Source organism: Chryseosolibacter indicum, assembly GCF_018598585.1.
GTDB lineage: Bacteria > Bacteroidota > Bacteroidia > Cytophagales > Cyclobacteriaceae > Chryseosolibacter > Chryseosolibacter indicus.
In genome coordinates this window covers 192,991-206,366 of record NZ_JAHESD010000002.1, presented here as the reverse complement: position 1 = coordinate 206,366, position 13,376 = coordinate 192,991, and the positions used below count along the sequence as shown (strand labels likewise).

Below are 13,376 nucleotides of genomic sequence, written 5' to 3'. Positions count from 1 at the left end.
GTAATAAGTGACACCACATGCCCACACCTCTTGTTGCCCGATTGGAGGAAGAAGTTCTAACTCGTTAAACACATCGGACTTGTTTACGGGTGTAAGACGGGAAGTTATGGATTGTAGATTTTCAAACAGGTGATCATCATTAAGGAAAGAATCCCAATCGGAATTTTCGGGCGCATAAAATCGATTATCTCGTTCTATGAGGATACCGTTTCTGGTTTTATAAAGAAGCATCAGTTCGTGTACGAATTAATTTAACATTATTTAAAGAACGGATAACCTTCCGTTGCATATTTCTTCATTCCCTCTTCATTGATATCAACACCAATACCAGGTTTTTCCGAAAGCGGAATGAATCCATTTTCTATCATCGTTCCATCATACTTTACAATCTCTTTAAACATCGGATCAGTATGGAAATAAATCTGCCATTCTAGGATCATAAAATTAGGAACAGAAGCACATACGTGACAAGATGCCATTGCTCCAAGGAATGATGCTACCATATGTGGTGCGAACGGAACATAATACAAGTTTGCAAGATTGGCAATACGTTGCCCCTCACCCAGCCCACCTGCTTTTTGAAGGTCTGGCATAATGATATCTACTGCACCCATTTCCAGCAACCTTCTGAATCCATACGCGAGATACAAATTCTCTCCTGCACAAATAGGTGTTGATGTTGAATCTGCAATTATTTTATAGGCTTCAGGATTTTCTGCGGGAATTGGCTCTTCCAGCCACATCAGGTTGAGGTGCTCTAAACGTTTCGCTACTTGCTGACCTGTAACAGCATCATAACGTCCGTGCATATCGCAGCAGATATCAATATCAGGACCTACAGCTTCCCGCGCTGCCGTAACTTGGTCAACCATTCGCCTGAGTTCTCCCGGGCTTGCAGTCCAGTTGTAACGGTCATACTTTGTTGGATCATTCCATTGATCAAGGTCGAACTTAATTGCATTGAAGCCCATCTTCTTTGCTTCACTTGCTGCCTTCGCAAAATCCTCTGGCTTAGGAAGATTGTTTTGATAAAGTGCGGTATCGCAATAAACGCGAATCTTATCCCTAAACTTACCACCCAACAACTGATACACCGGAACTCCAAGCGCTTTGCCTGCAACATCCCACAATGCTGTTTCAATGGCAGATAACACGGCAATGTACATACCTGACTGAGCGCCTTCAAAGACTCCTGATTTGCGCAATTCTTCGAAGAGCCGATGAACATTCAAAGGATTTTTTCCTTTCAGACGCTGTTCCATCATCTTCACAAAATGATAGGTGCCAGGCACTGCATCAACACCTTCACCACATCCATAAATATCCTGGTTGGTTCGTATGCGTACAAAAAGACTATGACCGTTACGAATGAACGCGCATTGCACTTCCGTAATCTTTAGATCGGATGGTTTGGATTTCATCGATGTACGTTCAAGGGCACTTTCAAACCCTTGTCCAAAGGTTGTCGATAGCGGAGCAACAGTAGCGGCCGCCAGTGCTTTTCCAAAGAAATTTCGTCTTGATTGCTTCTGTGACATGTTCTTTTTTTATGAAGATTAAAGATAAGTTCTACCAGGTACGTTGCTTGAGAAACTCCTGTATTTGTTCTTTCGGTACAGGCAACTTGTTCATATTTGCATTGAGCCACTGCGAAAAATCTTTTTCAATTTCATCAGACCATCGCGAATCAATTTGACCTGGAGTGTATTTCTGCTCACGCAAACGTTGATGGCCAAACATATCTCTCAGGCGAACAATTTCAGAGGTCTTCACCACCTTTTCAGCCAGATGTGGCGGAATGAAAATAACGCCACCATCACGGCCAAGGACAACATCGCCGGGCACTACCGTTGCATTTCCTACGCGTGTAGGGGTATTGATACCAACCAGTGTGGTGTTAAGCTGACCATTAGGATCATTAAGATGATGTGAGGGATGATAAGTACGGAAGAACGATGTAAATGAACCAATCTCTTTTAATCCATTGATATCGCGAATAGCGCCGTTATAAACAATTCCATTTCCCGTCTTTGCAAAAATAGAGTTGCCGAGATTGTCACCAATAGTGGGGCCATCAACATGGGCACCAAACTGGTCCACCACATATACGTCACGCTTCACCAGCATATCTATCGGCCATGAGTTCTGTGACTTGACGCGCTTATCGCGATTATGTCCTCTGTCGTCAATTACACGATGGATATCAGGACGGCCTGGAACGAAGGTCGCCGTTACTGCTCTCCCTACCAATACACTGTCCGGATTAATGGTATTCCATCCATCTTCATATTGATATTTATAATTCTCATTTCGCAATACCGCCCATGCTTCTTCCAGCGTAACGCGTTTCATTCTATCAAGAAGTGCGTCAGAAACTTTGGGTCGGCCATCCGGGTATCGCTCACCTTTCCATTCCGGTGTAAGAAAGATTAGTTCTTCCTTCGATATTTGCTGTGCAAGGGTTTCGAAGGAAAGGACACTGACCAGTGCAAGCAAGACAAATTGTATACGATACATAGTGCTGTATATTTATTTTTAGGATTCTTTATGCGTGTTTCACAACTTCTTCACTATCGAAAGATTCTTCCTGGGGCAAGGGCTTATTTCGAAACCATAATGCAAGTGAAGAACCCGTAATATTCATCACCGGTGCAAATACAGCAGCAGCTAAGCCAACAGTTGAAAGTTTTCCCAGTGCAAGTGCTAGGCTGGAACCTAATCCCGCGTTCTGCAGCCCTACTTCTATAGCAATAGTTCGGCAATCCCTTTCTTTCATGCGAAGGGTCCGGGCTGATAAGTATCCCAAAACATAGCCACTCATATTGTGCATGATCACAGCTGCAATGAGCTTGGGCCCTACTTCCAGTAATGAATCGCGGCCTGCTGAGGTGATTACAACTATAATGAGCGCAATTCCTCCCATAGAAATGACAGGCATGATCTCGTCAAGCCATTTGAATTTTCCATGCAGGAAGTAATTAAATACCAGCCCCGCTGTTACCGGTATAATTACGATCTTGGTGATATCCCACACCATCGCCCAAAAATCTATTTCAACATACTGCCCTGCCAGCAAGCTCATAAAGAAGGGAGTTACAAACGGAGCAATGAAGGTCGAGATAGCTGTAAGCGTGACGGACAACGCAAGATTTGCACGAGCTAAATATGTCATGACATTTGAGGCAAGTCCATTGGGGCAACTTCCAATAAGAATAATTCCGGCGGCAATTTCATCAGGAAATTGAAATATCCTCGTAATACCAAATGCTACTAACGGCATAATAAGGTAGTGACACAACACCCCTGCAATTACACCCTTTGGCATCCTTACCACTCTCGCAAAATCTCTCATGCTCAAACCTGTTCCCATCCCAAACATGATGATCTGCATCAGCGGAACAATCAGTTTCGATAGTTTGAAGTCGCCCACATTCGTAAAGTATTGCGGATAATACATCGCCGCACTTACCGCAGCAAAGATCATAATGGTAAACGAATACCCTTTCAACAGCTCATGCCCGCGAAACGCAAGCGCAAGCAGCAAAAAGAAAAGTATCAAAAGCAGACCTGAACCATTATACTGATTTAATATCTCAATATCTGCTAGAGTTGTAATAATGTAGAGTAATAATGAAACAACCGACAAAATATAAAGAAGGCGGGCACTCGTCGATGAAATTACCATATTGAAACTAACATTAGCATAAGGAGTTGTGGCAATTCAGGAACATAAGAAAGACTGTCGTTCCTGACTTAACTATTCCTCCATTTTCTATAAAGATTTAAAATGAAGAACAACCGCTCTTCCAATAATGGCCGGTGGTGAATTTTATACAAACGATTTCTAAAGCAATTTTGCGATTAAATTGCCGCTACTGCTTTCAACTAATAGGTGATTGAAAATGATAATTAGTGTTTTATATATTCTTCCTGCTGAACGTTGGCAATCGCCTCAAACTCCTCGTTAAGTTTCGTGCTCAGCCTTTCAAAGATGGGGAAATACTTCTGATAAACGTTGTGATTAGAGGATTGGGGTTTGACTGTTATAGGCAAATGAATAGAGCGGGCAGCTTCATCCAGGCTTTTATAAATACCCAAATCAATGGCGCTTAACAAATAGGCACCGCGGGCAATACTGTCTGGGTTAGAACCTGTGTAGACAGGTTTATTAAAAATGTCAGCAAGCATTTGCGCGATGAGTGGAATAGAAGCAAAACTTCCATTAACAGTCAGCGTGTCAATCCTACGATGCTCTTGCAACATCCGCCCGATACTATAAACTTCATACAAAATACCTTCAATAGTAGCACGCACAAAATGTTGTTTCTCATGTTTAATATTAATTCCAAAATAATTACCTCGTGCGTTTGCATTCCATATTGGCGCACGCTCCCCCAACAGGTAAGGCAGAAAAAGAAGTCCCTCAGAACCTGCTGAAACAGTGGCAGCCTCTCGCATCAGGTTTTCCATGGCATGATCAATATCAAACGGACCTTTAAAATCACCGAATTGTTTTGTGAACCATTCAAATACAATCCCGCCATTATTAGTCGGACCGCCGGAGACATAATAATTCTCCCAAAGAAGGTAATTAAAGAAGCGTTGCTTTTCATCCTGGATAACTTGCTTACCTACCGTACGAACTGCACCACTATCCTCAATGGTAATGGTTGCCTTTCCCTCCTCCCATACACCTCCTCCTAAAGTTGCGAGGCATCCATCACTAGACCCTATTAGTATTTTTACACTTTCGTGAAGCCCAAGCGATTTTTGGTATTCTTTCCTCAATTTACCAGGTGATGCAAACACCGATATCAGTTCAGGCAACAGATCTGCTTTGATCCCCGCATAAGCAAGTGCGTCGTGCTCCCATGACGCTTTATGAATATTAAGAAGACCCGTTGCAGAAGCAAGACTGTAATCAAGTACATACTCACCAGTCAGCTGCTGGATGATATAACTTTTAATAGACAGGAACTTATATGTATTTACAAAACGTCCCCGATCATTTCTGCTCAGCCAGGCGATCTTAATCAGCGGAGACATAGGATGGATGGGTGTTCCGGTTGCGTTATAAATTCTTTTTCCAAGAGACGAAGAATTCAATTCAATCGCTTCTCGCTTACCGCGATTATCGGCCCAGGTAATTGCATTACCCAATGGTTCTCCATTTTGGTCGATGGGAAGCACACTATGCATAGACGCACTGAAACAGATTGAAACAATGTTATAATGTTTCGGATGAATTACTTCAGTAAGCAGATTTTTTAATACATACAGCATGGTGATAAAGATCTGCTCGGGGTCTTGTTCGCTGTAGTCTGGCTGTGTGTGAAAAGTAGGATAAGAGCCTTTCATCGAACCAATAGATTCCCCCCTAAGATTAAACGCCATCACCCTCACTCCATTGGTACCCAACTCGACTGTTATAATACATTCTTTATTATCCATATTCTTTATTTGGCTGCGATATTTCGCTTTCTGAATTCTCCAGGCGTATACCCTGTCAATTTTTTAAAGGTAGTTGAAAAATGTTGTGACGAATAAAACCCCGTATCAAGAGCAATTTGTGTTACATTGATGTCTTGTTTTTTCAGTAACTTGATCGCTTCAGAGATCCGTATATTAATAAGGTAATTAAGAGGCGAGAAACCGGTATAGGTCTTAACCTTCTCCGTAAACGCAGTTGTACCTAGTCCAACACGCGCAGCCATCTCTTCTACCGTCCATTGATGTGCAAGGTTTTTTCTCAACGCTTGCTCAAGGAACGCAAAAGTACTTGGAAAGTCCCTCCGTGAGGTTGCCTGCCGTGTTGACTGTCGGGCAATGAAGATGAGCAACGTATCTAGCAAAACATTTACCCTCGTAGAATAACCTATCTCTTGATTAAGAACCTCCGAACGCATTTCATACAAAATATCACCAGCTTCCTTCATCTTCAACACCGAAATATTGTTTGTCATCAGAATTCTTCCAACAGTTATGCGTTCACTCTCTGTAAGACTACTCCAGGTGCCCAGTTGTATAACTCCCATGCTTTCCAATACCTCGGCTTTTAACTGTAGTTTGAAGAATGTACCAATGTCAAGGTAGCGATTTGATCCGCCTAATTCCTGGCCAGGCAATACCACAGCAAGATCTCCCGGATAAAGAATTTGATGTTTCTGATTGATCATCCATTCAAACTTCCCATCGGTTATATAATAAATTCGAATGTGATCACACGTGGATATCGGAAAAGACTCTAACTGAATTGTGCCGTTCTTGGTAAGCCCAAACTCGACAATGTGATCAAACATGTCAAGCTCGTGTGAGTGGCCCTGCTGTAACGCAAATTGGTTCATGCCATTTGATCGATCTTCATCAAGAAACCAGAGTTACCGATTTTAATACTATTTATACAATAACCTCGAGAATTCAAACAGGTTATCTATTTCACAAATCGATGTGCATCTTGAAAACCCATTAATTAACCCTAAACCAATCGAAATCTACGTAGCCCCCGGTTTCCAGCGTCGCATAATTAAAAAGACAAAACTTATTACCAGTAAAAATCTTCAGGCTAAAATTCATTGTGAGTTCTTCACCCAACGGCACATAGTTTTTATTGTCGAGGCTGTATTCGAACGTTGCCTTCTTTGTCGTGTTCGATGCACTAGCCTTAAGATATACATTATTACCTGTAATCGAAGTCATCGCCACAGTACGTCCATTGTTAACCATGATCACCATTACCTTTCCCTTTTGCTTTTGCACACCGATGTAAGCATACGGATCTTGAAATACGGCGAGACCTGCGATGTCGCCATTCTTCATTTGACCAAATTCCAACCTTGTTACGGAAACGGTTGGAATGTCCTGGTTGCGGTTTGCAAATATTCGCTGCGTTAATGTATTTCTTGCTTCACGTAAGTTGGAGGTAACTTTGGCGGTTGCAAGTCGGAGATAGCCATATCGTTGGGTGAGTGACCATTTTGTTGAATCAGGATTGTGATTCCAGCCCCATTGCTTGCCTAATTCCTGATCATTAAATTCATCTGAGGTTGGAAGTACTGTCACCGGGTAGGTCTTTCCAATATTAGGCTTCTTATAGGTAATCACAGCTTTCCCGTTAACACCTACCATCGGCCAGTCGTCAACCCAGGTAACAGGTTGTAGCGAGGGGAATCTTCCAAATGGCCCACTATCAACAAAAAGTATTGTCCACCATTCACCTGTTTGGGCCTTAATAAGAGCACCCTGATGTATTCCAAAATTTAATCCTTTTGTCGTATCCTGAATCACCACCTTCTGCTCATACGGGCCATAAATATTCTTCGAACGCAACGCTACCTGTATCCCATCCTCACCACCATACGTGCAGTATAGATAATAGTAATTGTTGATTTTATATACGTGCGCGCCTTCAAGTCCTTTGCGAATATCGCCTCTGAACACCAGGGAGTCCTGACTTTTAGGAGCAAGATTCTGATCTACCTCAGTGATCATGATGTTGGAGTAACCATGCGCGACGTAGATTCTTCCGTCGTCATCAAAGAACAAACCCGGATCGTAAAATCCTTTCGGAAGTTTTTTTATCTCCCACGGCCCTTCAGCCTTTGACGCTGTGCACAAGAAGCCACCTTCATCCAGCGTGATGAAGAGCAGGTAAAATTTTCCGTTGCTGTACTTCAAACTTGTGGCCCACTGTCCGTGCGAATAGCGATGGCAGTTATCCAGGTTGTAACACGGGCCGAAATCAAATCTTGAAACAGCATTGCTACAGTATTCCCAATTGACAAGATCTTTCGACTTTAGAATAGTTACACCTGGAACAACAAACATAGTTGTACTCACCATGTAATAAGTATCATTAACAAAGATTACATCAGGATCCGGAAAGTCTGCCGGAATCAGGGGATTTGTATAACTGTTAGTCTCGCGGTCCGGTCCATTTTTCTGTCCGTAAGTTATCGTAACTACCAGGAATACAGTAAGAAGGTTTACTACCGAAAAAATGTATGGCTTACTCATAAGCATTATTATGTCGATCAGCAGATGATTAAATGATTTCCGAATTGTCAACGGTTATCTCATCGCAATCCGGTTTGCACAAGTATTAATGGGTGTGGGGTGTAACAATTCACACTTTTAAATAGTGTTACTATACAATTATAAATTAAACGACCTGAAAAATCAAAATAGCCCTGGTGAATCGTTAATAATTAGACGTTATGAAGAGAAATGCGTTAAAGCTCACGTGTGGCTTGTAAATGAATCCTGCCAGCACCATGCCTGCGGTATGCTTACAGTATGCGTACGTAAAAGGAGCCCGTTTCTCGCAGACATCTCGCACACACGGTGCCGGCATGGCGCTGGCATCGTACATTTCAAAGCTTATCACCCCGGTATCAGGAAACTAAACCATTCCCATAGTCCCTAAAAATAATAAAAATATTTGACCGCTTACGTATTTGCAGCTTGTAAGCTACTCTTGTTCAAAAGATGTAATAATAAATTGTGAGCGAAACTGTTTCAACCCTCTTCAAACTAGGCTTAAAGACGAGCCTGGAAGTGAAGCATACCAGGTATGCGGGCAGTGGATAGTGCCTTCTATAAGTACTCTGTAAAGGATCAGCTAGCTATTACTTCCAATCAGGTTTATTTACTACAGTACCTTTGAGATATTCCTAGTTGCCCAATGTGGTAGTAACCGCGTTATTTTAACACTTTCTTCTTAAGATAAACAGAAAGAAGTGCATCAATTTTACGAACTGCTCTATAGAGCTGTGTCTCTACAGTACGAGGGGAAATATTTAATATTTCGGCTACTTCTTTTGTCTTAAATCCCTCTTCCCTGCTCAAACGAAAAATTCGCTGACACTCCGTCGGCAAAGTAGCAATAGCTTCATCCATTTTAAATAGCAGCTCCTTCCATTCAAGTTCCTTTTGAGGGTTATCGAGATTAACCAGCTCACCCCGCTCGTTGTCAGGTATTCTGCAAACCTGGTACAATGAAAACTTTTCAAGGTGATTTAATGCAGCGTTTCTGACCGAAATAAAAAGAAAAGCTTCCGGATTTTCTATGGTAGTAATTTCAGTTCTTTTATTCCATAGTCTTACAAACACATCAGAAACAATTTCTTCCGCAACCTCATTGGTACGTACATATTGAAATGCAAAGTTAAGCAGCCTTTTATAGAACATCTGAAACAAAATACCAAAAGCCTTCTGATCATCTTTGCTGATGAGTTCCAGTAAAACGCCAATGTAATGTTGGTCAATCTTCATAATGATTGGTTATTCTCCATCATAAACTGTGTCCGCACAATGTATCGTCACAATCAACTACCTTTTCATTTTATGGTCATCCTTTTTAAAAGCCTATTTATCAATGGATGCTGCTGCCTCTATCAACATTACACCACTCATTTGAGAAGACAGTTCAGTACTTGAAGCAGGCCTTTTGGTCCAGTCGGGCCCTACTAACATCGTCGGCCTTTTAATTCCTTTATCGGCAAGTGTCTTTGCATTGAACAGGATTACACTTTGATACTTTCCTCTTCTGGTGCTTCCTATACTTGCGGAGTTAGAAAGAAGTGTGAGGTAACGTACAAGGCTGGCTTTGAATAAACCTCCATCACCCGTACCCTCTTCTTTCATTACTCCTCCGGGAAAAAACTGAACATCATTAACAACATTATCTGCTGCCCGGATTGCATCATTCAGGTATGATTGTTCTCTTGTAACATTAAACAGTTCAAACGCCGCGCCAATCAGTGTGCCCTGGTTGTAGGTAAACATCCACTTATCTATCTGTCCATCTTTATTTCTGTTGATGCCGTCCCACGCAAGCCCTGTAGCGGGATCGACCAACGTGTTTTTCAACCATGAATATAATGATTTGGCAAGCTCAAGGTTTTGCCCGTCTGATTCCAGTTTATACAATCTGCAAGCGATAATAATAGCCGGTGCATTAGCCGGCGTGTTTTTGTAATCGAGTTGTTCTTTGCGCCACGCAATGCCACCGCCCTGATTTCCATTGAGTCCGGTCTTAATATCAGTCCAGAGCAATTTCGTCACATTAAGGTACTCTACATCTTGTGTTGCTTCATATGCACGAAGGCTTGCAAGCGCAAGCCACTCCATGTCATCGTAGTAGTCGATGATGTGTGTTCCCTTGTTTGTGTCTTTTACTCCTGACACCAGAGCCTTCATTCGCTGCGCATATTTACCCTCCTTTGTTCTCACATAAGCATCAACCAACATATCAAGCGCGTGCGCATTCCACCAGTAGTGAAATTTTGTATTCCCTGCATTGTCTTGCATAAAGTATTTCCCATCCGAAGAGAGAAAACTGCTATAGGTTGCATTCTGCAGGCTGTCCGCTAAACTACTATAATTTAGGTTTTGATTTGTAGGCTCTATAGGTGTGATGGCATCATCCTTCTTCTCTTGCAGGCACCCGCTCGATGTACTGAGCATCATCACCGCTATCATGGTTACAAGAACATTGATGCATTTCATTTTTATGATTACTTCAAATTTATCACCAGATAATCTTACAATTCTTTTCGTCTGATCTACCATACAATTTACTTTATAATTACTTCATGCGTATATGGACCCGACGCATTAAAGATCACGCTGATATCGCAGTTCTTATTATCGGCTGTTCCTGTAAACTTAAAGGTGTAATCAAATGCTGAATTGTCAACTGGAACCATAAACCAATATGACGCCGGTGTAGAATTTTCAGGTCTTGAATTATCCAATTTAACACTTCCGAACCATTCCTCTTTTTCCTGACCGCCGTCCTTAATTGTAAACTTGAATTTGTAACGTTCATCGCCACCCCAGCTTTCTGGCCTAAACACAACGGGCACGTTAGATGCTTCCCAAATGCCATTACCCTTATATATAAACGTACCCCAGTATGCTGCATTAGGAGCAAACCATAATTCAACTTTTGATACTTCTACTATCGACGCAGATGCATTGTTGAAGTCAAGTCTAATCCGATACACTTTAGTATCGCCTGATACTGTTGTTGATCCATTCTCCTTGAGCTGTGCGCCATCAATAGAGTATACTTTGCGATTTTCTGCAATACGATTGATTAACTGATAGGTGCCTGCCTTTAATGAAGTGTACAATTCAAAGACTCCTGGTGTTGTTTGCGTAAACTTAATAGCACTTGCAAGGTCTGTTCCTGCTTCTGTAGCATCTCCTGTTACATAAAGATCCGCAGGAATTTCAGCAAAGCCATCAGGTCGCTCTACCTCTATCGTACGCACTAGTTCTGACCTCTTTGCATTTATACCTTTGGATGCAATTACTGTCCATTTAATTTTTCCAACACCTAGCGCTGGTATACCCGCAAAGTTCGCAATCCTGTTGAGGTCTTTATGACCAAGGGTAAGAATGTTTTCGAGTCCCTTGTTATCAGATACCATCTTGTAAACAGGTTTGGAAAAATCACCTGACTCAACGTCAAAAACTACTTCATACAAAACCAATGTACCGTCTTCTGCTTTTGACTGCTCCCATTCAAACAGAACGCTCGCTTCTGTTGCAGGTGCCAGTTTTACAAACAGATTATCTTCTGGTGCAAATAGAGAATTAACTGGAGTAATTTTCGTATCGATGGAACCATTATCATCATCACATCCGCTATTGATAAGCGATGCTGTCACGATGAGCACAGACCATAAAAATATATACTTTTTCATTGGGGAATATTTTAATTGATGGATGTTATTGTATTACCAGTTAGGATTCTTAGATAGATTTTTATTCAGGTCTCTTTCACGCTGAGGAACAGGCCATAGATAATGTTTGCTGGGATCAAAGGAACGAAAGTCGACACGCTTATATCCATTATCGATACTTGCATCACCTACTCGCATGCCATGGATCCACCCGTTCATCACATCTTCAGCAATCCGCCACCTCCTGATGTCAAATATCCTTAATCCTTCAAGTGCAAACTCAACCCTTCTTTCATTTCTCAATATTTCTTCAACATCTTGTTGATTCCATGCACTATTAAATTCAAGCGCCGCTGCATCTGTAAATCCTGCACGTTGCCTTATTATTTTCATTGTATTATCCCAGACCCCAACATCAAACTGGCCGAGTGCATTCTTTGCTTCAGCATACATTAACAAAATCTCTGCATAGCGAATAAGGATAAGATTAAGACCAGAACGATTATCGGCATCTGCAGTGTGATCATAATACTTGGCAAAATAGTATCCCGTAGGACTCGCATCGTTATTATCGATACTGTTAGCACCCATCCCCGGAAGGGTTCTGATGGTATAACTTGTTCCGTCTGGCTTTTGCCACTCATAGCCGTCGTAAACAATCGTCGAATAAAAACGTGGGTCTCGGTTTACATAAGGAGCTGCTTCATTATACCCGGAGGCAGGATTATTAATAGCCATACCATTGTTCATAAGATAAGCGTCTACCAACTCCTGTGTAGGTGCGATAGAGGTTACCAACTTACCTTCGGTCTTAGGCAAAAAGAACCGCTGGATATCATGTGTGCGTTGCACTGGCACATACTGAAGATCGAGAATCACTTCCTGGTTAAACTCGTTTTGTGGCTTAAACACACCTGCATAATTTCCGAATAAGGTATAGTTACCTGCCTCGCCGTTGAAGAATTGTTCAGCAATGGTAATAACACTACTCCAGGTGCCGAGGTATTGAGCCAGGCGAGCTTTCAACGCAAGGGCTGCTCCTTTAGTAACACGTCCCCTATCGTCTGCTGTATAGGCGGTATTTTTGGGAAGCACACGCGCAGCAAAGTCTAAATCGGTATTAATAAAATTTATAACGTCAATCTGGCTCGCACGGGTCAGGTTCTGAGATTCCTCAACAGATAAAACGTTATCAACAAGAGGCACATCGCCATACCATACCGTCATATGGAAATAGTGAAAAGCCCTGATAAATCGTGCTTCACCTTTAATTCGCTCTCTTAGTGCTTCATCTAAACCTTCAACTCTGTCTACGTTCTGAAGCAGAATGTTGCATTTTCTGATACCTGCATAATGAAAACTCCATTCATTTGTAATTCTCGCATGCGACGCATCATAGCTTCCCTCAGCTATATTTCTTGAATTCGATCCATCCACTTCACTTTTATTAAAAGCGTTATCAGACAACGTCTCATTAAAGAAAAAGTATTCTGCATTATACATGTATTCATAACAGGTATTCAACACATTCAATGCGTCCTCAGGCTTATCCCAAAATGTCTCCTCTGTTTCCCGATCGGTAGGAACAAGATCAAGATCCTCGCATGAGACGAGCGAAGCAAGCGAACTAATTACTATGATGGGTAGAAATATCTTTTTCATCATTGTTTCTTTATCTTATTATGG

Annotated in this window: 10 protein-coding genes and 1 pseudogene; all 11 read right to left on the bottom strand. The window is 41.8% G+C overall.

Annotation, left to right across the window (positions count from 1 at the left end):
• Positions 1 to 231, bottom strand: a pseudogene (locus KK060_RS01630) (fumarylacetoacetate hydrolase family protein); the annotation flags it as partial.
• Positions 232 to 257: 26 nt separating this feature from the next.
• The gene (locus KK060_RS01625; RefSeq protein WP_254151656.1) at positions 258 to 1,538 is read right to left on the bottom strand and encodes a mandelate racemase/muconate lactonizing enzyme family protein; all 1,281 of its coding nucleotides are present in this window, start codon (positions 1,536 to 1,538) and stop codon (positions 258 to 260) included.
• A gap of 31 nt (positions 1,539 to 1,569) precedes the next feature.
• Entirely contained in the window at positions 1,570 to 2,517 is a 948-nt protein-coding gene (locus KK060_RS01620) for an RraA family protein (protein ID WP_254151655.1), read from the bottom strand.
• Between the two features lie 28 nt (positions 2,518 to 2,545).
• Positions 2,546 to 3,685 (bottom strand): bile acid:sodium symporter family protein, encoded by a 1,140-nt coding sequence (locus KK060_RS01615; RefSeq protein WP_254151654.1) that lies wholly within the window; start codon positions 3,683 to 3,685, stop codon positions 2,546 to 2,548.
• A 224-nt stretch (positions 3,686 to 3,909) separates the two neighbouring features.
• Positions 3,910 to 5,451, bottom strand: coding sequence for a gluconokinase (locus tag KK060_RS01610; protein ID WP_254151653.1), 1,542 nt, complete (start codon positions 5,449 to 5,451; stop codon positions 3,910 to 3,912).
• 5 nt (positions 5,452 to 5,456) lie between these two features.
• Positions 5,457 to 6,344 carry a helix-turn-helix domain-containing protein gene (locus KK060_RS01605; protein ID WP_254151652.1) on the bottom strand — a complete coding sequence of 296 codons (888 nt, stop codon included), beginning with the start codon at positions 6,342 to 6,344 and terminating at the stop codon, positions 5,457 to 5,459.
• A gap of 121 nt (positions 6,345 to 6,465) precedes the next feature.
• Complete coding sequence (locus KK060_RS01600) at positions 6,466 to 8,013, bottom strand: glycoside hydrolase family 43 protein (protein ID WP_254151651.1); 1,548 nt, start codon at positions 8,011 to 8,013, stop codon at positions 6,466 to 6,468.
• A gap of 684 nt (positions 8,014 to 8,697) precedes the next feature.
• Complete coding sequence (locus KK060_RS01595) at positions 8,698 to 9,270, bottom strand: RNA polymerase sigma-70 factor (RefSeq protein ID WP_254151650.1); 573 nt, start codon at positions 9,268 to 9,270, stop codon at positions 8,698 to 8,700.
• Between the two features lie 93 nt (positions 9,271 to 9,363).
• Positions 9,364 to 10,569: a glycoside hydrolase family 76 protein gene (locus tag KK060_RS01590; RefSeq protein ID WP_254151649.1), complete on the bottom strand. Its 1,206-nt coding sequence runs from the start codon at positions 10,567 to 10,569 to the stop codon at positions 9,364 to 9,366.
• Between the two features lie 5 nt (positions 10,570 to 10,574).
• Positions 10,575 to 11,711 (bottom strand): SusE domain-containing protein, encoded by a 1,137-nt coding sequence (locus tag KK060_RS01585; RefSeq protein ID WP_254151648.1) that lies wholly within the window; start codon positions 11,709 to 11,711, stop codon positions 10,575 to 10,577.
• A gap of 33 nt (positions 11,712 to 11,744) precedes the next feature.
• A complete protein-coding gene (locus tag KK060_RS01580) occupies positions 11,745 to 13,355 on the bottom strand; it encodes a RagB/SusD family nutrient uptake outer membrane protein (protein WP_254151647.1) in 1,611 nt (536 codons plus the stop codon).
• Positions 13,356 to 13,376: the final 21 nt, after the last annotated feature.

What these genes read in the sequence shown, in the direction of transcription:
- KK060_RS01585 (WP_254151648.1), bottom strand. Translation starts at nt 11,711, where the DNA reads ATGAAAAAGTATATATTTTTATGGTCTGTGCTCATCGTGACAGCATCG.
- KK060_RS01620 (WP_254151655.1), bottom strand. Translation starts at nt 2,517, where the DNA reads ATGTATCGTATACAATTTGTCTTGCTTGCACTGGTCAGTGTCCTTTCC.
- KK060_RS01580 (WP_254151647.1), bottom strand. Translation starts at nt 13,355, where the DNA reads ATGATGAAAAAGATATTTCTACCCATCATAGTAATTAGTTCGCTTGCT.
- KK060_RS01600 (WP_254151651.1), bottom strand. Translation starts at nt 8,013, where the DNA reads ATGAGTAAGCCATACATTTTTTCGGTAGTAAACCTTCTTACTGTATTC.
- KK060_RS01595 (WP_254151650.1), bottom strand. Translation starts at nt 9,270, where the DNA reads ATGAAGATTGACCAACATTACATTGGCGTTTTACTGGAACTCATCAGC.
- KK060_RS01590 (WP_254151649.1), bottom strand. Translation starts at nt 10,569, where the DNA reads ATGGTAGATCAGACGAAAAGAATTGTAAGATTATCTGGTGATAAATTT.
- KK060_RS01625 (WP_254151656.1), bottom strand. Translation starts at nt 1,538, where the DNA reads ATGTCACAGAAGCAATCAAGACGAAATTTCTTTGGAAAAGCACTGGCG.
- KK060_RS01610 (WP_254151653.1), bottom strand. Translation starts at nt 5,451, where the DNA reads ATGGATAATAAAGAATGTATTATAACAGTCGAGTTGGGTACCAATGGA.
- KK060_RS01615 (WP_254151654.1), bottom strand. Translation starts at nt 3,685, where the DNA reads ATGGTAATTTCATCGACGAGTGCCCGCCTTCTTTATATTTTGTCGGTT.
- KK060_RS01605 (WP_254151652.1), bottom strand. Translation starts at nt 6,344, where the DNA reads ATGAACCAATTTGCGTTACAGCAGGGCCACTCACACGAGCTTGACATG.